The sequence below is a fragment of the Flavobacterium sp. MR2016-29 genome (genome assembly GCF_015350695.1).
Classification (GTDB): domain Bacteria; phylum Bacteroidota; class Bacteroidia; order Flavobacteriales; family Flavobacteriaceae; genus Flavobacterium.
On record NZ_JADKPU010000003.1, the window covers coordinates 43,316 to 62,759 of the forward strand.

Below are 19,444 nucleotides of genomic sequence, written 5' to 3' on the forward strand. Positions count from 1 at the left end.
TTCCAATTGTTCGTAATCTTGTCATCCTGACGAAGGAAGAATCACACAAGAAATTCCGCACAGAAAGCCGCCAATCTTTATCGATTTACGAGTGTGATCCTTCCTTCGTCAGGATGACAAACAAGACAAAAAAAACTTTGTCAAAGTTTTAAACTTTGACAAAGTTCTATATGTAAAGTTCAGCCAACTTGAAACCTGAAACTTGAAACAAAAACTTAATATTTCAAATAATTATCAACCACAATCTTTGCTTTCAAATCGAACATTAAATTATAAAGTCCGAAGAAAGTACGGTTCATGTAAATAAAGTGCTTAGAACCACGATTTCCATTCATTTTTTTAAGATTTGTATCTTCCGAGAAACGCTTTCCTAATTCGGCGATTGCATTAAAAAAAGTTTCATCTGCAAAATCGAAGGTTTCATTTTGAAAAGGCTTGGTAAAAAGTGATAACAAATCAAAAAACATATTTGTAAAATATTCGATCTCCTCTTTAGAATCATCAGATCTAAGAACTTCTAACTCTAATAATTTTTTATTAAAATTTTCCAAATCATTTAAAACTGCTTTATTAATCAATTCAAAATATGGTGAGTAAAATTCCTGGGGAATCTGTTTCATACAACCAAAATCCAAAGCAATTAGCTGATTTTGATCATTAATTAAAAAATTACCTGGATGCGGATCTGCGTGAACTTTTCGTAAAACGTGAACTTGGTACATATAAAAGTCCCAAAGCGCCTGACCTATTTTGTCGCCAACTTCCTGATCAGCATTTTTAGCCGTAAATTCAGAAAGATGAATTCCTGTCATCCAATCCATTGTGATGATTTTCTCTGATGAAAACTCTGGATAGTAATTCGGAAAAAGTATATTTTCGATTTTATTACACGCATCAACAACTTCCTGACTTTGTTTTAATTCTAATAAATAGTTTGTTTCTTCAATAAGTTTATCTTCAACTTCCTTGAAATATTTGTCAGAATCTTTTCCTTGCAGGTTAAACATTCTAATTGCAATTGGTTTAACCAAAGCCAAATCAGACGAAATACTGTTTGCAACTCCAGGATATTGAATTTTAACAGCCAGTTTTTTATCATTTTTCTTAGCCAAATGAACCTGACCAATACTTGCCGCATTTACAGAATTTGCATTGAATTCGTCAAAAATTTCATAAGGTGTTTTTCCGAAATTTGCTTTGAATGTTTTTAAGACTAAAGGTGCCGATAAAGGCGGAACAGAAAATTGCGACAAAGAAAATTTCTCGACATAAGCCTGAGGCAAGAAGTTCTTATCCATACTCAGCATTTGAGCTACTTTTAACGCGCTTCCTTTTAAGCTTTTTAGTCCGTCATAAATATCTTCGGCATTGTTTTCATTTAATTTATCACGTGTCAAATCAGAATTTACCATTTTTTCAGCATAATGCTTAATGTAGTTTACTCCCACTTTTGCACCTGTCTGAACTAATTTGCTGGCTCTTTCTATTTTTGACGTTGGTATATAATCTATTGTTTTCATTGTTTGCTGTATATTTTTTCTTTGAATAGAAATTTTCCGAAATCTATCAAATGATTTATTGGCGCGACATTCATTAATTCAAACGAAGCATTAACTGATTTTTCGATAAAAATATCTGTTTTTTCAAAAGCCGGAGACGAATCGTCAATCCAGAATTTTATCGTCATCATCAATTGCAGCCAAGCACTTTCCTGAATTGCCTTTTCTTGAAATTTTTGAAGTTTTTGTTGTTCCAATCTATAGTCGTCTGTCAAGATTTCAGAAACATATTCTTTAAATACTTCACGAAGCGAAGTAAGCTGTACTAAATTTTTAAGCGGATTTCGATCCAGTTTTAGCGATTGCAAAACATAACTTCTGTTGGCAGTCAACATCTCGAAGAAAGTAAAATAAAAACTCAGCATTTTGTTTTTCATATTGTATGCCTCATACTCACTGTTTTTGTGAAGCAGATCAACAGTATTTACAAAAAACAGTCTGAATATTTCTTTTTCTAAACCTTCAAGCGTTCCAAAAAAAGTATAAAATTCAGCTTCAGTAAAATCATTTTCTTTGACAAAATGATAAACTGATTTTGGCTTTTCTCCTTTTTCTAAAACGTAATCCATATATTTTGAAACAATATCATCTCTTGTGATCATCTTTTTTTTAGTTGCCATTTCATTAAAATTTAGAATTTGCCTTAAAGGTAAGCAATGTTTAAGTATCTTTACTTATGCTTAAACAAGATGCACTGTTAAATATATTATAAACTATCATGGCTAAAAATGTTTTACTAACCGGAGGTACTGGATTCATTGGAAAACATCTCACAGATATACTTATTGAAAATGGTTTTTCGGTATCTATTTTGAGCCGATCTGATAGAGAAAATACTCCTTTGGTTACCTATTATAAATGGGATTTAAAAAAGAATTACATTGAGAAAAATGCCATTTTAAATGCCGATTATATTATCCATTTAGCGGGCGAAGGAATTGTAGAAAAAAGATGGACTAAAAATCGTAAAAAAGTTATTTTAGAAAGCCGCATACAACCAATTGAACTTATCTTTTCTGTCTTAAAAGAAAACAATAAAACTTTAGACGCATTTGTTTCGGCTTCAGCGATTGGAATTTACGGTGCTATAACGAGTCATAAAATATGTGATGAAAATACACCGCCAGCAAATGATTTTCTAGGCACAACTTGCCAAGAATGGGAAAGTAGTGTTGATAAAATAAATTCATTGGGAATTCGGACTGTAAAAGTCAGAACCGGAATTGTTTTTGGTAAAAATGAAGGTTTTCTTAAAAAACTTGTTCCGAGTTTCAAATCTGGTTTTGGAGCAGTTTTAGGCACAGGAAAACAATATTTACCTTGGATTCATGTCGAAGATTTATGCCAAATTTACTTGAAGGCAATTTTAGACCAAGAAATGATAGGTCCCTACAATGCCTGTATCACCGACAATACTACAAACTCAAGATTTTCTAAAGAACTGGCCAAGTTATTTGGTTACTCAATATGGCTTCCAAAAGTGCCGCCATTTCTCTTAAAAATAGTTTTAGGCGAAATGAGCGATGCAGTTTTAGAAGGCCAAAGAGTTTCTTCTGAAAAAATTCAGAAAATGGGTTTTGAATTTCAGTTTACAGATTTAGAAAAAACACTCGTAAGCTGTTTGCATTAGCTTTATTTTAAAGTCAGATAAACTTGATCATTAGTTCTCATAACTCCAATTAATTCTGTATTAGCAGTTTTAGAAATTCTGGAAGCTATTTCATCTGGAATTTGAATATCAAAATCAGAAACCAAAATAGGAAAGTCAGATATAATTTGAATTCCGTCGCCCACTTTTTTAATTAAGGCATCTACCATAATTTGTTTAGTTTTTCCTCGTACGACCAATTTTCCTTTTATTTGATACATTTTTTCTTCTTCAGTAATGTCCTTCAAATCAAATTTCTCGATTTTGCCTTTAAAAACTGCTTTAGGATAACGCTCGCTCTGCATGTAATTTTCGTTAAAATGTTCTTGCATCAAGTCTAATTTAAAACGAAAATCTTTGATAACAACAGTACAAATAAATGTACTTGTTTTAGGTTCTAAAACAATTGCAACCTGTCTGTTTACGGCTTTTATTTCTTCAAAAAGAGGAATTGAGGCTTCAAAATTAATTGTTCCCGAATTGGTGAAAAATTTATCTTGAGCAACAACGGAATAAGCGGTAAATAGTAAAATAAATAATGTAATTTTTTTCATAATCGTCAAATATTTAAACAATTATGTCAATCGATAATTTAATGATAAGAAGACAAAAACTGAACTTAATTAAACCGATAAAAAATCGAATGGCAATACTCCTTGAAATATAATTTTAAGATTGATTCTATACCTTAAATTTACGATTTTTACAGGAGAGCCGGTTTCATATTTTTGCCAAATATTTGTGAAATTTACATTATTTCATTTCCGTACAAATCTCAATTAAAAAGCCATCTAAATCTCGTACATATGCTACAACCTGTCCCCAAGGTTTTTTTGTTGGTTCTACAACTAAGATTGCTCCTAAAGAAGTTGCTTTTTGCACTAATTCGCCAACTTCGTCTGTTATAAAACCAATTTCAATTCCAAAAGGCTTGCCTTCTAAATTACTTTGAACAAAACCCTCTTTTAAGTTTTGGCTGGCTAAATTTTTTGAAGCAAACGAAAGTGTCGTTTCTCCCGTAATTAATTCGCCATAATCATGATCTGGTGTTATAAATTTTCTTGAAAATCCGAATGCATTTTCATAAAATGAAAGCGACTTTTCTACATCTTCTACATATAAAATTGTATATCCAAACTTTACCATTTTGTTTTAAATTAAGTGATTTAATAAATTATGCTAATTCTAAAAGTACATTATATTTGTCTAAACTTGCTAAATCTTCAATCGAATTTACATTTGTAATTTTGGCATGTTCTTCGACTTCTTTTTTAGACTCAATTTGTTTGATGCATTTTCTAAAGCGTCGAACCTCATCTAAATTAGATAAAATAAGTCCTGGTACTTGAACGCTTTTCCCATCTTTATCTTTGGCAACCATCGTAAAATAAGACGAATTACAGTGTTTAACTGCTCCTGTCTGAATATTTTCAGCCTCAACTCGAATGCCTACAATCATCGAGCTTCTTCCAACATAATTTACAGATGCTTTCATGGTTACTAATTCGCCTACTTCAATAGGTTTTAAAAAGTTCACTGTATCAACCGAAGCTGTTACACAATAATTACCGCAAAATTTTGATGCCGAAGCAAAAGCAATCTGATCCAGCAATTGCAAAATATATCCTCCGTGAATTTTGCCGCTAAAATTGGTATGCGACGGAAGCATTAATTCTGAAATACTAATTTTTGATGAAGAAACGGGTTTAAAATCTGTCATGTTTATTTATATTTAAATGGGGAACTTTCTTTTTGAACAGCTGTGACAAAAAAATGAGAATCTCCCCACCAGCTAAATGTTCTATAGCGTTCTACGTAAGTCAGTTTTACATATTGACCTTGCAGATCGTTTAATTGATCAATTACTTTTTGATCGCTGTCTAAAACTGAAAATCTAAATATTTGTGATCCAGAAACGCCTTGACTTATTTCGCCTTCCCAAGTTTTCATCATTACGCCTTTATGACTCATTCTGATCAATTCGCCAGAACGATATCCTTCACTGTAAGGAATATAATAAATAAAGGTAAAATAAATCGTAAAAATTAAAACACCAATTGCTGCAATTATTATTAAAATTCTTTTCATAAGATCTTAATTTAAAGATTGATTTTCGTCTGTATTTGAGGCTCTCGCAATAATATTTTCTGGCAAAGCTTTTTTAGCCTTTGCTCCCATTTTCTTCAACTTTTCAACGCTTGAGATCAAGTTTCCTTTTCCGTCTACCAATTTATTCATTGCGTTATCGTATTCACTTTTAGTATCTTTAATTTTATTTCCAATTTTAACCAAATCGGTTACAAAACCTTCAAATTTATCGTATAAGGCTCCGGCTTGTCTGGCAATTTCAAAAGCATTTTCCTGTTGTTTCTGGTTGGCCCACATGCTGTCAATAGTTCTTAAAGTCGCTAATAATGTACTTGGCGTAACGATTACAATATTACGGTCAAAAGCTTTGTTGTATAAAGCAGAATCTTCGTTTAAAGCAATTGCAAAAGCGGGTTCTATCGGAATAAAAAGCAAAACAAAATCTGGGCTTTCTATTTGATACAAATCGTGGTAATTTTTATTTCCGAGTTGCTCAACATGTCTTCTTATAGAACTTACATGCTCTTTTAAATATTCAACTTTTAGAATTTCTGATTCTTCATTGATCCATTTTTCATAAGCAACCAAAGAAACTTTCGAGTCGACAATCATTTTTTTACCGTCTGGCAAATTAATCACCACATCCGGAAAAACGCGATTTCCTTCATTGTTAGTAAAACTCTGCTGTACTTCGTATTCACGACCTTTTTCTAGACCCGATTTTTCTAAAACACGTTCTAAAACGAGTTCGCCCCAATTTCCCTGCATTTTACTGTCGCCCTTTAAGGCTTTCGTCAAGTTTAGGGTTTCTTTGCTCATTTGAGCATTCATTTCGCTTAAACCTACAATTTGCTGGCGCAAAGCGGCATGATAATCAATACTTTCCTTATGTGTTTGTTCTACTTTTTGTTCGAAACCATGAATTTTATCCTGCAAAGGCAAAAGTATATTTTTCATGTTTTCGCTGTTCTGTTCCGTGAATTTAGCCGATTTTTCTTCGAGAATTTTATTCGCCAAATTTTCGAATTCTTTCGTGAATTTTTCCTGAAGCTCTGTTATTTCACTTTTTTGTTCTCTGTGGCGCTCCCATAAATTTTCAAAATCGACTTCTTTTTTAGAAAGCTGAATCGCCAAACTGTCTTTTTCGGTTCTTATATTTTCTTTTTCAGCATTGGTTAATTGAAGCTGTTTCTGAAAATTGTTTCTTTCATTTTCGAATTGTTCTTTTTGCAATTCAAGCTGATTTGCATTTGCATTTAATCTCTCTTCTAAACTCACTTTTTCAGATTGTGATCTTGCCGAAAAGAGCAATTTTCCTAAGTAAATCCCTAAGAATAAAGCAACAACAAACGCCAGTATAAGTGGAAGAAAATCAAACATAATTAAATTTTTATTTAAGTAAAAGTACGCAATAATACGTAGTGCTTAATCTTTAAAATCAAAATTTCACGAATTAGGAGACATTCTAAATTAAACGAGAATTTTAAAAATTTCCAAGAAAAAAAAATCTTTTACGCAACCTTTTCAAAAAGAATCATCTACTAGATATAACCTATTAAATAATATCATGAAAAAATTAATGTTAAGCTTGTTTATAGCTTTTGGATTCAGTGCTTGCTCCCTTGGCGACGACATAAATGTTGACTGTGGCGCAAATACAGATTTAGCTTTTACAGGGTTTCCACTATTATGCAATTACAGCATCAAAACTTTACCTGTAAAACCAGCTGCCATTCTTGTCGCCTCGCAAGAAAAAATGGATTCTAACTTTACAAAACACGAAAATACTTGTACCGCTGCAAGCGATCCTACAATAGATTTTACTAAAAATATGCTGGTAGGAATTTTTGCTGGAGAAAAACCAACAAGCGGCTACGCTATAAAAATGACTTCGATTGTCGAAAATAACTGCGAAGTTATCATCAGTTTTTATGAAAAAGCACCTTTAGCTGGAGAAGCTATTACACAAGCTGCAACATATCCATCAGATTTTATTTTGATTCCAAGAACATCTAAAACTATTCTTTTCAACCCAGTAACAGAAACTCCAGACAATATTGTAATTGGAACTTACTTTGGAGAATGCGCCAGTTCTGATTGTCAAAAATTCTTTCAGATAAACGATTTTAATATTATGAAATTTCAGAATGTAGCTTCAGGAAACTACAATTTTGAGCAATATAAATATATGGCTGCTGGTAAAAGAGGCGACTATACTTTGTTCTTAAAAAGTGTGCCGGCAGAAATTTTAAATTTAAAAGGACAAACAAAAACGTACGGTTCGCCAGATGCTGCAGATCAAGGCGGTATTTATTTTGAACTTCATCAGGGACCAATTGCTACAAAAGTATTTATAGATACTAATGATACTGCAGATCAAAGTGCAGAAATTAAACTTTTCAAAAAAGCGATTCAAGACAAAATCACAAGTTTAAAATAATCATAACCATGAAAAAACAAATTTTAATCCTTATCGTCTTTGGACTTTTCTCAACAGCTTACTCTTTAGAATCGACAACCTTAAATTCTGGTTCTATTGTGAACACTTGGATTTGGGAAAAATCTATTGGAGGAGCAAGTAATCCTTATACCGCCACTCCTAAAACTATTGGCTTTACAAAAAAGGTAGTTTTTACTCCTGACGGAAGAGTAATCACGTATAAAAATGATGTTGAAATTAGAAATAGTGCGTATGAAATAGGAAAAGGAATTGGTTTTTCTGATAAGGCAGAACACGACCTTATTACCTTTGAAGGCAAAACTTATATTATAGAAAACCTTGATAATCAAAACCTAACAATCGTAAGCAACTGTCAAGATGCAGCACGTACTATTTTTAAAAGATAGTTTTTTAAGTTTATAAGAACTATTTTTGCAAAACCAAACAATACCACATTTTTGAAAGACGATTTAGAAAAATACATTAGGCAATGCATGCAGAGTGAGCGCGAAGGACAGCTGAAAATATATCAGCTGTTTTCTCCTGTTTTGTATGGTATCTGCCTGAAGTATATGAAAAACGAAGATGATGCCAAGGATGTTTTCCAAGAAGCATTTGTAATTGTTTTTCAGAAAATAAGCCAATATAAATTTGAAGGAAGCTTTGAAGGCTGGCTAAAACGGATTTTCATCAATAAACTCATCGAAACTTTAAATAAAAAGAAAAAAGAGAGTTTCTTTCTAGATGTTTTTGACCCTGATACTGATTTTATTGAAGAGGAGGAATTAGAAACAATTCCGATAGAACAAGAAAAATTATTAGAATATATACGGGATTTGCCTGATCAATACCGGACGGTTTTTAACCTCTATGTTTTTGAAAAAATGAAACACAAAGAGATCGCCGAATTACTAAAAATATCAGAAGGAACATCAAAATCAAATTTAAACAGAGCGAAGGGAATTTTGCAAAAAAGGATTTTGAGCATAAAAAAAAATTTTAAGATAGCATGAAAAAGCAAAATATAGAAGATATTTTTTCATCAATGGAAAACTTTTCGAGTGTTCCGCCACCCGAGCTATGGGCTAACATTGAGGAAAAACTGGATAAACCTAAAAAGAAAAAAAGGGCTATTATTTGGTGGTCGGCTGCGGCATCCTTGTTATTAGGACTGTTGCTTCCTTCTGTTTTATATTTTACTTCAAATTCTGGAATTAAAACTATAAACGGCAGTGGTATTGAAAATAATAAAGTTGTTTTAGATGAAAATAAAAAGGAGCAAAATGACAAAACTCCAATTAAATCAGAACAAAATAATAGTAATCAACAATCAGATGATACTACTAATTCAATTGTAGAAAGTAATTCAGTTCAAACTGACAACTCTGAAGGAAATCAAACTGAAGAAACAGCAGTAGCCAGTACAGAGGCTTCAAGCAAAATTAATTCTTCTAAAAATTTAAATTCAAAATCAAATAGAGCAAAAAACAATATAAATCAGGCTCTAGCCGAAAAAAATACTGTTGCTGAAAAACAAAATCAATTGAATTCTTTCTCTAGAAATCAGAAATTGAATTCAGAGAAAGCAAATGCAAATCAGGCTGTAGCCGAAAAAACTTTCGTTTACGGAAAACAAAATTCATTTAATACAGCTTCAAAAAATCAGTTTTCAAATCCTGAAAAAAGAAATGCCGACAAGATTTTAGCCGAAAAAACATTTGTAACGAAGAAAAAGAATGCCTTTAATTCTCCAAAAAATCAGACACCTGCTTCTATATTTGAAGACAAATTAAATTCGAATTCAAATAATGTTGCTTTTAATGCTTCAAATTCATCTTTAGGCAACAAACAAAATGGAGCTGTTGAAAGCGAGAAAAATGCTTCGAATGAGATTGTCAAAACAGATAAAGCAATTGCAGAAAATACACCAAAAAGCAACTCGAAATTTAAGGATGTTATTTTAAGCAAACAAGATTCAGTTCAGTTGGCAGAACTTCAAAATTTAGAAAAAGGAATTATAACTCCCGAAGTCAAAAAAGGAAAAGAAAAAGATCCTAAAGCTCTGTCAAATTCTGACAAATGGGCTCTTGAAGTTTTTGCAGGTATTGCAAATTCTGAAAATACCAAAAACGAAAAAACTTTAGGAAACGTAAACGATTCAAAACAAAGCAATACGTACGGAGTTAAAACAAAATATAAAATCAATAAAAAATGGGCTGTTGGTTCTGGTTTCAAAATCAATGAATTAGGACAAAGCGTTGCGAATGTTTCTTATATAAGCACAAAAAACAATGCTTTTTTAGGGACGGGCGATTACCTTGCTCAAAATTCTTCAGTTCCTCAAATAGCCAGCAATAATGCTTCTGGTGTTGTACTTTTATCAAGCACAACTAAAACGGCGATATCAAGCGATAATATTCAGAGTGGAAATTTAGATCAAAGCTTACGATATATCGAAATGCCATTAGAAGTTTCCTATTCTGTTTTTTCTAAAAACAAAGCCAATATCACTTTAAACACAGGAGGATTTGTTGGTAAATTGATTTCGAACAACGTAGCTTTAGATGGCAATAACATTGGACAAAATGTAAATGCTAATGATTTTGTTTACGGATCGACTTTGAGCAGTACAGTACAATATCGCGTATACAAAAAGACAAATGTATTTGTTGAGCCAGCTATGAATTATTATGTAAATCCGCTGAACAGTCAGTCTTTCAACCAATTTCAGTGGGGATTGAATTTTGGATTGAATGTTTCATTTTAAAATAGTTTTTGAGTTACTTTTACAAATCTCAACTCAAAAATAATCTTACAAATGACTATTCAAAACAATTGGAATGAACTGCAAATTTCAAAAGATTTGCTTCTTTTAAAACAATTCATTTTTGATTCCTTTGAATTTGATTGCACGCAACCTCAACCGGAAGCTGAAAGCAAAGAGTACAGTGCTTATCGTTTTTCTTTTAATAAAAAAAACATTTGTTATAGAGAAGCTAAAATAACACCAACAAAAACAGGGCAGTTTGTCACTTTATGGAAACGAAATAAATCAGGAATTATCGAACCTTTTGATTTTTCAGATGAAATTGATTTTGTAATTGTAAGCGTTAGAAAAGAGACTCTTTTAGGCCAATTCATCTTTCCGAAAAATATTTTGCTTCAAAAAGGAATTTTTTCTACAGAAACAAAAGAAGGAATACGAGCAACGAGAGTTTATCCGCCGTGGGATGTCACAACTAGTAAACAAGCACAAAAAACACAGCAGTGGCAATTACATTATTTTTATGAAATAAGCCCAAATTTAGATTTAAAGAATTTTAAAAATTTGATTGGAGTACATTCAATTTAAACATATAAAAAACCGTTCAATCGAACGGCCTTTTGTTTTAGTTTTATTCTTATTTCTTGATAATCTTATTTTTAAAAACAATTTTATTGTTTTCTGTTAACGTATAGATATAGATTCCTGATTGCAAATGCGATACCGGAATTATCGTGGTTTCTTGAGTTCCGTTTATTTCAATTGGTTTTCCAATTAAATGCCCTGAAATATCATACAGTCTTAATTTGAGATCTTTAGCATTATTGGTTTTTACAACAACATTCAAAACATCATTTGCTGGATTAGGATAGGATGCTACACCATATTTATTTGCACCAAAATCTATCGTCGACAAAACGTCTTGTTTTAATTCAAATCGAGCAATTACAGGACCGTGATCAGAAGTTGTAGACGTATAACTTGTAATGTCTGCACGTGGATCATATACGGCAATTGAATTCGGAATATATTGATCTGTTAATTCATTAGAAATTATAATATGATCTAAAAATCCGCCAGAACTTAAAAAACTAAAAGCTCCTGCTTGGCTAATATCGAATGTTAAAGCATTGTAATTTGTTTTATCTTCTACAAATTTTTGGTAAGATGATGGCGTATTGGCATTTCCAACCCATGCTTTTACATCATCATTAAAATCTCCTAAAAGAACAAGATTTGAATTCGGATACTCAGCATCTAACGCTTGTTTCAGATATTCCACATCATATTTACGCTGATTGTATTTCATTATATCGGTTCCGCTATTGGCACGGGCGTGAAGATCAATAAGATTAAGTTCTTTTTTGACACCGCCAATATTTGTTTCTACCTGAACTAAATATGGCAGACGTCCTGATGAGAAAAAACTATCATCATTAACTTGAGGAGTACCTGTACCAGGATAATCAGGCAATACTACAGTTCCAGCACGAACTTGATCATATAAATCTTTAAACAATACTTTTGTGCTTTTAACAGTTGTAGTCTGCGTATTATAAAGAACCACTAATTTTTGTGGAGGAAAATCAGCTTCTGGGGCATTAAACGAATAAGACCAAGAAGTCGAAATTGATTTATCAAATGTTTTTCCATTAATATTGATTTTCTGAATTAAAAGATCTAAAGATGGATCATCAGAAACTTCTTGAACGACATAAACATCTGCATTTAATTTATTCATCACTTTAGCAACATTTTCTATTTGCAGCGCATCATCAGTTGGACCAAACTCAACTCCATCTGAACCTTTAACATCAGAGCCAAAGAATTCTAAATTATAACTAACAATATCGTAGGTATCTGCTTTTGGCAGAGATGAACCATTTAAAGATCCGATTTGTTTGTTTAAGGCAGTTCCTGTTACCGTTAAAGCTCCAGGAATACTTAATGCTTTTACAGATGGAGTAAATCGCACATAAACCGTTTTGCCTGCGGATGCATCAGCAGCGCTGACAAAAACTTCTGACTGAAATACAGTATTATCTAAAGAGATCTGATAACCTGCAGGAGCTTTAATTGTAATATCATTATAACCATTCGCTTTAAAAACAAAAGACTGACTCGCAGAATTTGTATTTACAGCAACATCGTCAAAATCTAAAACAGGATTTGACGCAACGAATCCTGACTCATTTGTTATCGCAACATCATCTAAACACCATTCTGCTGCCAAAGTATTTCCGCCAGCAGTGGTTTCATAAACCCATGCTACATACGTATTAGGTGTTTTAAATGCGCTTAAATCTATATATTGTGATTGCGCATAAGTTCCTGTTACGGTAGGAAATTTCCCGTCTATTTCTGTCCAAGCTGCAGTTTCAGGACTGCTTACTCCGTCATAATTTGTAGAAACTACTAATTTTAAACTTGGCCCGTCATAAAATTTACGTGAGTAAAAAGACAATAGTGCAAATTGAGTAAAAGTATCCAAATGTAATTTTGGAGAAATCAGCCAGTCTTTGCTAGCTCCAGTATCGGTAAATCCGTTTACTAAAACTGCTCCATTTCCAGAATTTATATTTCTTGCAACTGTTGTATAACTCCATTTATTTAAAGCACCGGCAACATTATATTGTGTCCAACCGCTGTTTGTTAAAACATCAGCATCATTAAAACCTTGTATGTAAGGATTTATTCCAATTCCAGACAAAGAGACTGTTTTGCTTAAAGCTCCCGTTGTTTCATTAGTTAATGTTCCTGAAAAAACGCCAGTTGTGTTAGGTTTAAAACGAACATACACCGTTGGTGTAGCATTTGCAGCAAAATCGGAGGCATCATAAACAATAGAAGATTGGAAAGTTATGTTGTCTTTTGAAACACTGAAATTGGCTGGTGCGGTAACAGTAACGGTATTCTGTATGTTTGTTCCACTGATTTGATAACTCAAACTTGATGAATCAATATTTTGATCAGATTTCCCAAAATTAAGCACTGAGGCTGTAGTTCGTAAAGAAGGCACTAAAACACTCGCTGTAGTGACATCTAGCTTGTTAACTGTAACTTGAAGATTCTCAGAAGCATCTTCAGATACAGAATAAACAATATAAGAAGTTCCCAAACTTAAACCTGAAATTACCTTTGAATATTCCTGATCTTTATTTGTTATAGTAAGAGAACCTGCTTGTAAAGGTGCGTTTCCGCTGGCATTTAAACCCGCTTTAACCTGTGCAGGCGTTGGTTCTGCAATGCCTGCCGCTACTAGTACATAATACGTTTTACCAATTTCATTTATTTTATTGAAAAAGTCAAAACCCTCAGATAATACTTCAACAGCTTTTGGATAACCTGATTCGTTTACCGGAGGTGTTATATCACTTCCAATTTTTATATTATCAATTGCAAACGAAGGTCTTGAACCTCCTCCTGAATTTTGTTTAGAAATCCATCTAATCTGTACTACAGGCTGATTATCACAATTTGATGGCAAGGTGATTTTTATAGTCTGCGGATTTTGTGGTGTTGTAATTCCGGACCCCGTTTGTGTAGTAGTATTATTTACATATGCAGTTTCTGGTATCGATGTAAAATCTGCCGTAGTGCCCACTCTATATTGCAAGATCATTTCATTAATACGAGTATTGTTTGTTCCGTCATAAGGATTACGAATTGTCATAACTTCGTATTGAACCTGAATGGCTGATTGGCCTGTTGTTATGAATGCAAAACCAATAGTTAAATCTAATCCACTAGTATTTAAAAAACCTATTTTTCCATTATAATTATGGAAATTACCACTAGTTGTAGCAGCCGTACTATTAGCAACTAATGCTCTATCAGCACCAAAAGTACCTGAAACAGCATACTGGCTTGCACCCGTAGGATTTGAAGTTGCAGCTGTCCATCCTTGAAATCCTATTGGATAAGCAATAGCAGAAGCGTCTAATCCGTCAAAATTCTGTGAATATGGTAGAGTCCGCGGTGACGGCATTGTCTGTGCACTAAGTGCCAAACAGCAAAAAAAACTTAGAAAAGCCATGAAGTGGCGTACAGTGTAATTCTTTTTCATATGTTTAAAATAGAGTTTTAGAGGCTAAAGTTATGGTCTTTAAAGTTAAGAGAATATTGTTAAAATATAAATTTATTGTTTCTCAATTTATAAACATCTTCTATCATACTTAATTTTATTTAGACATAATTTCAATTATTCTCAACAATAACAACATATCGCAGTGTTATATGTTTTTGTAAAAAACTTCTTAACATATAAAATTTAACAAGTTTAAACTTAAGAAATAAAAATAAAACACATAAAAAAAAACCGCCCAAAAGGACAGCTTTTTGCTATTTATTTTATGTAGAGTTAAACTGCAGTATAACCACCATCTGCAATTATATAACTTCCTGTAGTAAAAGAGGATTTTTCAGAACTTAAAAACAAAACAAGTTCTGCAATTTCTTCTGAAGTTCCTAAACGATTCATGGGCGCTTTTGCAGCAATAGCAGTCATCATATCTTTGTTTAAATTGTCTTTCAGCAAAGCAGTTTCAATATAACCGGGTCCAACTGCATTACAACGAATATTTTTCTGACCGTATTCTGCCGCAATATTTTTTGTCAATCCCACAACTCCATGTTTAGAGGCTGTATAAGCAGGACTTAAAGGCGCTGCAACCTGACCGTGAATGGAAGCGATATTAACAATGCTTCCTCCACCGTTTTTCTCCATTTGTTCTAATTGGTAGCGGCAAGCATAAAAAACACCGCTTAAATTTAAAGCAATTACTTTATCCCAGGCTTCAGGTTCGTATTCTCCGGTTGGTTTTGCCGGCCCGCCCATTCCTGCATTGTTACACGCAATATCAAGTCGGCCATACTTTGAAACTGTAACCTCAACCATGTGTTTGTTGTCGCTTGCGCTTGACGAATCGCCTTTTACAAAAAAGGCTTCTCCTCCAGCATCTTTTATAAATTTAACGGTTTCTTCACCGTGTTCAACATTAATATCTGAAACAACTACTTTTGCTCCTTCGCGAGCGTAAGCTTCTGCAACTGCGCGTCCAATTCCTGAACCTCCGCCTGATACAAAAGCCACTTTATTTTCTAAAAGTGACATATTCTTAAGATTTAAATTTGTACTCTAAATTTACAAACATAAAAACCTTTAGCCATAGCAAAATAAAAGTTTAAAATAAGTTTAATACTTTATCACAATCAAATGTTATTTGATATTAAAATTGCTAAAATCAAAAAAAAATTGCTTATTTATCTTCATCCAATTTCATATTCCCTCTGTCTTTATGACTTTCAGGATTTGAGTTTGGATATCGGTTTGGTGTTATATCTGAATTTCGGTCTTTGTTTTCGACTGTTTTCTCAGCTTCTTCTTCAGATGAAACTCCTCTATTGGCATTTGCATTTTTTGGATTCACATCGCCTTTCACTTTCTTAATATCTTCGTTTTCATTTCTGGCTCTTTCTACAACTTCTTTGTTGCCGCTTTTATCTGTAATGACTTCTTTTTTCAAATTTGCGTCATCCGCTTTGCCATCGTGAGAAACATTTTTTCCTTTCGATTCATCGATGTCTTTTTGTACTCCATTTATCTTTTTTGATCCTAAATTATTAGATTCCATGATATTATTTTTAAGGGTTAGTATTATAATATTACGAAATCTTAGCCTGAAAAGTAAGTTCTTTAACATAGCTTTTGGTTTATTAAAGGATTATTATTTTGAAGCATATCAAACAAAACTATCTTTGCAGTCTAAAAAATCAATATGCACCATCACTTTATTCTTTTTAAACCTTACGGCTATCTAAGCCAATTTATATATGAATTAAAAAGAAAGAAGAAACTTTTGGGCGAATTATATAATTTCCCTGAAGGCACAATGGCTATTGGTCGTCTAGACGAAGATTCTGAAGGTTTGCTTTTGCTGACAACAGACGGAAAAGTTAGCGAACAGATAAGAAGCAAAAAAGTGGATAAGGAATATTATGTTCAGGTAGATGGCATAATTACTCCAGAAGCTATAGAACAACTTCAAAAAGGCGTTGAAATTGGTTTTGATGGAGGAAAATACAAAACAAAACCCTGCTCTGCTTTTATAGTTACCGAAATTCCTGATTTTGGACCACGAGCTAAAAAAATCAGAGACGAACGCCACGGACCAACTTCTTGGGCTTCAATTACAGTAAATGAAGGAAAGTTTCGCCAAGTTCGAAAAATGACCGCTGCAGTCGGTTTTCCTACTCTCAGACTTGTGCGTGTACGAATAGGAAATGTATATTTGCAAAACCTAAAAGCTGGAGAAGTTATAGAAGTTCCAGATTTTAAATTAGAGAACTAATTAGATAATGTGGCAATTAGAAAATTAAATAATTTTTGAAAACTCAAAATTCATAACTCAAAAAAATGCTAAACGTTGTTCTTGTAGAACCTGAAATACCAAATAATACTGGAAATATTGGAAGATTATGTGTAGGCACAGAAAGCAGACTGCATTTAATTCATCCATTCGGATTTGTGATTAATGACAAAAACCTAAAACGTTCGGGTCTGGATTATTGGGTTCATCTCGAAGTGACCGAATATCAAAATATAGATGAGTGGGTCAAACAAATTCCAGATCAATCACGCGTATTTTTGATGAGTTCTCATGCCGAAAAATCATATTTAGAAACCGAGTTTCAAGATGGAGACTGGCTGGTTTTTGGCAAAGAAAGCGTTGGCTTGAGCAAAGAAGTTTTGGCTCGTTTTGAGAATCATTTAACTATTCCAATGTCAAAATTAATCCGAAGTTTTAATATTGCTAATTCTGTAGCATTTGTTGTTGGCGAGGCTAAAAGACAAATTGGATTGAAAAGACAATCTTGATTTTGCTTTTAGGTATAAAGCATAAAGCTGATAATAAATAAAAACGTAAAAGATTTAGAAAACCTTGCAGGAAAGCGAATCAAGTCACAATAAACTTCCCTTTTTCTGCATCAAAAACAATATGTTCATCTTTGAATAACGCAGCAAAGCTTCCATTCGAAATTAAATTGCAAGGCTGATCCTGAACTACAGTTTCGGGCGTCATAATAATCATTTCGTCACTCAATTGAATCGCCAAATCGATATCGTGCGTTGAAAACAAAATACATTTTTGAGTTTCTTGAGTTAGTTTTTTAAGCAATTTAAAAAGCGAAACTTTATGCAATAAATCAAGGTGAGTTGTGGGTTCATCTAAAATAATCAACGGAGTATCTTGTGCCAAAGCTCTTGCAATCAATACTTTTTGCAATTGTCCGTCACTGATTTCAAAATGCTTTTTTTGAGCCAAATGTTCGATTTGAGTCAATTGCATTGCTTCCTGCACTTTCTCAATATCAGTATCTGTTAAAGTTCCGACCCAATTCGTATAGGGCTGACGACCTAATGCAACCAATTCGAAAACCGAAAGATTACTTGGCGGCAATTTTTCAGTCAAAACCAAACTTAAATTCTGAGCTAAGTCTAAAGGTTTATAATCGGAAATATTTTTATCATTCAAAAAAACATTCCCCGCAAGAGGATGCTGAATTCCTGTAATAGTTCGCAACAATGTCGATTTCCCAATTCCGTTTGCCCCAATTAATGAAATAAGTTTTCCTGAGTTTAAATTCAGATTCAGATTTTCAGCAATAGTCACAAACCCTTTTTTAGATTTATATCCAATGTTTAAATTTGATGTATTTAAGATACTTGTTTTCATTGCGATTATTTTTTAAACACATAGAAACATAGATTTCTCTGTACTAAAAAGTTGTTTTAAAAATTTACTTGTAAATTAACACATAGGCTTGGCTTAAAACTTTGGCAGTAATTTATAATGTTCATTAACAAATGTTCTTTGACCTTCTTTAAAAATATTGAGACAATTAATTCTAACTTTTTACTTAAAATTTCTTTTTTTAACCAATAACCAAATGACAACTGGCGCACCAATTATAGACGTAATCGCATTTATAGGCAGCGTAACATCAAAGCCTGGCATTTGCGAAACGACATCACAAAACAACATAATGATAGCCCCAAAAAACAATGTGCTCCAAAACAAAACCGTATGATTACTGGTTTGAAAAGTAAGTTTTGCGATATGTGGAACCGCTAAACCAACAAAAGCAATTGGACCAGCAAAAGCGGTTATACTCCCTGCTAAAATACTCGTTGCAAATATGATGATCAATCTTGCTTTTTTAAAATTCAATCCCATACTTTTAGCATAATTTTCGCCTAATAGTAATGCATTTAACGGTTTGATACTGGCAGCGCTTAAAACCAATCCTATGCCCACACATACTGCTAAAATTATAAGAGTTGACCAAGAGAGATTCCCTAAACTTCCCATTGACCAAAAAGTAAATTTCTGCAATTGTTCTGCTGTACTGAAATACGTTAAAATACTGACAATTGCCGTTGTAAAACTACCAAACATTAAACCGACTATTAAAATAGCCATTGTATCTCGCAATCTTTGCGAAACAACTAAAACCAACAATAAAACCATCGTGCTTCCTAATGTGGATGCAAGTACAATTCCGTATGACGACAATGCGATTACACTTAAAAATGAAGGTAAAAATCCAGCTCCTAAAATTACAAAAGCAACACCTAAACTTGCACCAGAGCTCAATCCTAAAACATACGGTCCGGCAAGCGGATTTCTAAATAATGTCTGCATGAGCAAACCACTGATCGAAAGTCCGGTTCCCACTAAAACTGCTGTTATTGCTTTGGGTAAACGATAATTAATAATGATGTATTCCCAAGTCGATTTAGTGGCGTGGCCTCCAGTTAAACTCGTATAAACATCTTTAAACGGAATTGTCACAGAACCCAAGCTAATGCTTATAAAAAACATCAGCAAAAGACTCAAAGCCAAAACGATAAACAAAATGGTATTTCGTTTTTTATTTGCCAA

General features: G+C 33.0%; 20 protein-coding genes. 8 read left to right on the plus strand and 12 right to left on the minus strand.

The window, feature by feature from the left end:
* Positions 1 to 215: 215 nt before the first annotated feature.
* On the minus strand, positions 216 to 1,520 hold the full coding sequence (locus IR010_RS08930) for an ABC1 kinase family protein (protein ID WP_194603144.1): 1,305 nt from the start codon (positions 1,518 to 1,520) through the stop codon (positions 216 to 218).
* Entirely contained in the window at positions 1,517 to 2,179 is a 663-nt protein-coding gene (locus tag IR010_RS08935; protein ID WP_194603147.1) for a TetR family transcriptional regulator C-terminal domain-containing protein, read from the minus strand. Before IR010_RS08935 ends, IR010_RS08930 begins: the two co-directional genes overlap by 4 nt.
* 98 nt (positions 2,180 to 2,277) lie before the next feature.
* Between IR010_RS08935 and IR010_RS08940 the strand changes: the two genes are divergently transcribed.
* Positions 2,278 to 3,189: a TIGR01777 family oxidoreductase gene (locus IR010_RS08940; RefSeq protein ID WP_194603149.1), complete on the plus strand. Its 912-nt coding sequence runs from the start codon at positions 2,278 to 2,280 to the stop codon at positions 3,187 to 3,189.
* A gap of 2 nt (positions 3,190 to 3,191) precedes the next feature.
* Here the strand turns inward: IR010_RS08940 and IR010_RS08945 are convergent, their stop codons facing one another.
* The 5 genes from IR010_RS08945 to rmuC form a co-directional block, all read right to left on the minus strand.
* On the minus strand, positions 3,192 to 3,761 hold the full coding sequence (locus IR010_RS08945) for a YceI family protein (RefSeq protein ID WP_029272345.1): 570 nt from the start codon (positions 3,759 to 3,761) through the stop codon (positions 3,192 to 3,194).
* Between the two features lie 199 nt (positions 3,762 to 3,960).
* Positions 3,961 to 4,353 carry a VOC family protein gene (locus IR010_RS08950; protein WP_029272344.1) on the minus strand — a complete coding sequence of 131 codons (393 nt, stop codon included), beginning with the start codon at positions 4,351 to 4,353 and terminating at the stop codon, positions 3,961 to 3,963.
* A gap of 28 nt (positions 4,354 to 4,381) precedes the next feature.
* Complete coding sequence (locus tag IR010_RS08955; protein ID WP_029272343.1) at positions 4,382 to 4,927, minus strand: acyl-CoA thioesterase; 546 nt, start codon at positions 4,925 to 4,927, stop codon at positions 4,382 to 4,384.
* Positions 4,928 to 4,929: 2 nt separating this feature from the next.
* Entirely contained in the window at positions 4,930 to 5,295 is a 366-nt protein-coding gene (locus IR010_RS08960; RefSeq protein ID WP_194603152.1) for a 6-phosphogluconate dehydrogenase, read from the minus strand.
* 6 nt (positions 5,296 to 5,301) lie between these two features.
* A complete protein-coding gene (gene rmuC / locus IR010_RS08965; RefSeq protein WP_194568365.1) occupies positions 5,302 to 6,675 on the minus strand; it encodes a DNA recombination protein RmuC in 1,374 nt (457 codons plus the stop codon).
* Positions 6,676 to 6,862: 187 nt separating this feature from the next.
* On the opposite strand from rmuC, the gene IR010_RS08970 reads away from it, so the two are divergent.
* Genes IR010_RS08970 through IR010_RS08990 form a run of 5 tightly spaced genes read left to right on the plus strand, consistent with a single transcriptional unit; the run spans position 6,863 to position 11,087 of the window.
* The gene (locus tag IR010_RS08970) at positions 6,863 to 7,735 is read left to right on the plus strand and encodes a protease complex subunit PrcB family protein (protein ID WP_194603156.1); all 873 of its coding nucleotides are present in this window, start codon (positions 6,863 to 6,865) and stop codon (positions 7,733 to 7,735) included.
* An 8-nt stretch (positions 7,736 to 7,743) separates the two neighbouring features.
* Entirely contained in the window at positions 7,744 to 8,142 is a 399-nt protein-coding gene (locus IR010_RS08975) for a hypothetical protein (protein WP_029272339.1), read from the plus strand.
* 51 nt (positions 8,143 to 8,193) lie between these two features.
* On the plus strand, positions 8,194 to 8,748 hold the full coding sequence (locus IR010_RS08980; protein ID WP_194603159.1) for an RNA polymerase sigma factor: 555 nt from the start codon (positions 8,194 to 8,196) through the stop codon (positions 8,746 to 8,748).
* Positions 8,745 to 10,502: a hypothetical protein gene (locus IR010_RS08985; RefSeq protein WP_194603162.1), complete on the plus strand. Its 1,758-nt coding sequence runs from the start codon at positions 8,745 to 8,747 to the stop codon at positions 10,500 to 10,502. The genes IR010_RS08980 and IR010_RS08985 overlap by 4 nt, the downstream gene beginning before the upstream one ends.
* 51 nt (positions 10,503 to 10,553) lie before the next feature.
* Positions 10,554 to 11,087, plus strand: coding sequence for a MepB family protein (locus tag IR010_RS08990; RefSeq protein ID WP_194603165.1), 534 nt, complete (start codon positions 10,554 to 10,556; stop codon positions 11,085 to 11,087).
* Positions 11,088 to 11,136: 49 nt separating this feature from the next.
* On the opposite strand, the gene IR010_RS08995 is transcribed toward IR010_RS08990, so the two are convergent.
* From IR010_RS08995 to IR010_RS09005, 3 genes are all read right to left on the minus strand, one after another.
* A complete protein-coding gene (locus IR010_RS08995; RefSeq protein ID WP_194603167.1) occupies positions 11,137 to 14,565 on the minus strand; it encodes a T9SS-dependent choice-of-anchor J family protein in 3,429 nt (1,142 codons plus the stop codon).
* A 294-nt stretch (positions 14,566 to 14,859) separates the two neighbouring features.
* Positions 14,860 to 15,612, minus strand: coding sequence for an SDR family NAD(P)-dependent oxidoreductase (locus IR010_RS09000; protein ID WP_029272334.1), 753 nt, complete (start codon positions 15,610 to 15,612; stop codon positions 14,860 to 14,862).
* 145 nt (positions 15,613 to 15,757) lie between these two features.
* Positions 15,758 to 16,132: a hypothetical protein gene (locus IR010_RS09005; RefSeq protein WP_194603170.1), complete on the minus strand. Its 375-nt coding sequence runs from the start codon at positions 16,130 to 16,132 to the stop codon at positions 15,758 to 15,760.
* Positions 16,133 to 16,276: 144 nt separating this feature from the next.
* Between IR010_RS09005 and IR010_RS09010 the strand changes: the two genes are divergently transcribed.
* Entirely contained in the window at positions 16,277 to 16,849 is a 573-nt protein-coding gene (locus tag IR010_RS09010; protein ID WP_029272332.1) for a pseudouridine synthase, read from the plus strand.
* A gap of 65 nt (positions 16,850 to 16,914) precedes the next feature.
* Positions 16,915 to 17,376, plus strand: a complete 462-nt coding sequence (locus tag IR010_RS09015) for a tRNA (cytidine(34)-2'-O)-methyltransferase (RefSeq protein ID WP_194568379.1) — start codon at positions 16,915 to 16,917, stop codon at positions 17,374 to 17,376.
* A 79-nt stretch (positions 17,377 to 17,455) separates the two neighbouring features.
* On the opposite strand, the gene IR010_RS09020 is transcribed toward IR010_RS09015, so the two are convergent.
* Both IR010_RS09020 and IR010_RS09025 read right to left on the minus strand, forming a co-directional pair.
* Positions 17,456 to 18,235, minus strand: coding sequence for an ABC transporter ATP-binding protein (locus IR010_RS09020; protein ID WP_194603173.1), 780 nt, complete (start codon positions 18,233 to 18,235; stop codon positions 17,456 to 17,458).
* Between the two features lie 180 nt (positions 18,236 to 18,415).
* On the minus strand, positions 18,416 to 19,444 hold the full coding sequence (locus tag IR010_RS09025) for a FecCD family ABC transporter permease (RefSeq protein WP_410505244.1): 1,029 nt from the start codon (positions 19,442 to 19,444) through the stop codon (positions 18,416 to 18,418).

Coding starts and splice junctions, on each gene's coding strand:
- IR010_RS08930 (WP_194603144.1), bottom strand. CDS start 1,520: ATGAAAACAATAGATTATATACCAACGTCAAAAATAGAAAGAGCCAGC.
- IR010_RS08935 (WP_194603147.1), bottom strand. CDS start 2,179: ATGGCAACTAAAAAAAAGATGATCACAAGAGATGATATTGTTTCAAAA.
- IR010_RS08940 (WP_194603149.1), top strand. CDS start 2,278: ATGGCTAAAAATGTTTTACTAACCGGAGGTACTGGATTCATTGGAAAA.
- IR010_RS08945 (WP_029272345.1), bottom strand. CDS start 3,761: ATGAAAAAAATTACATTATTTATTTTACTATTTACCGCTTATTCCGTT.
- IR010_RS08950 (WP_029272344.1), bottom strand. CDS start 4,353: ATGGTAAAGTTTGGATATACAATTTTATATGTAGAAGATGTAGAAAAG.
- IR010_RS08955 (WP_029272343.1), bottom strand. CDS start 4,927: ATGACAGATTTTAAACCCGTTTCTTCATCAAAAATTAGTATTTCAGAA.
- IR010_RS08960 (WP_194603152.1), bottom strand. CDS start 5,295: ATGAAAAGAATTTTAATAATAATTGCAGCAATTGGTGTTTTAATTTTT.
- rmuC (WP_194568365.1), bottom strand. CDS start 6,675: ATGTTTGATTTTCTTCCACTTATACTGGCGTTTGTTGTTGCTTTATTC.
- IR010_RS08970 (WP_194603156.1), top strand. CDS start 6,863: ATGAAAAAATTAATGTTAAGCTTGTTTATAGCTTTTGGATTCAGTGCT.
- IR010_RS08975 (WP_029272339.1), top strand. CDS start 7,744: ATGAAAAAACAAATTTTAATCCTTATCGTCTTTGGACTTTTCTCAACA.
- IR010_RS08985 (WP_194603162.1), top strand. CDS start 8,745: ATGAAAAAGCAAAATATAGAAGATATTTTTTCATCAATGGAAAACTTT.
- IR010_RS08990 (WP_194603165.1), top strand. CDS start 10,554: ATGACTATTCAAAACAATTGGAATGAACTGCAAATTTCAAAAGATTTG.
- IR010_RS08995 (WP_194603167.1), bottom strand. CDS start 14,565: ATGAAAAAGAATTACACTGTACGCCACTTCATGGCTTTTCTAAGTTTT.
- IR010_RS09000 (WP_029272334.1), bottom strand. CDS start 15,612: ATGTCACTTTTAGAAAATAAAGTGGCTTTTGTATCAGGCGGAGGTTCA.
- IR010_RS09005 (WP_194603170.1), bottom strand. CDS start 16,132: ATGGAATCTAATAATTTAGGATCAAAAAAGATAAATGGAGTACAAAAA.
- IR010_RS09010 (WP_029272332.1), top strand. CDS start 16,277: ATGCACCATCACTTTATTCTTTTTAAACCTTACGGCTATCTAAGCCAA.
- IR010_RS09015 (WP_194568379.1), top strand. CDS start 16,915: ATGCTAAACGTTGTTCTTGTAGAACCTGAAATACCAAATAATACTGGA.
- IR010_RS09020 (WP_194603173.1), bottom strand. CDS start 18,235: ATGAAAACAAGTATCTTAAATACATCAAATTTAAACATTGGATATAAA.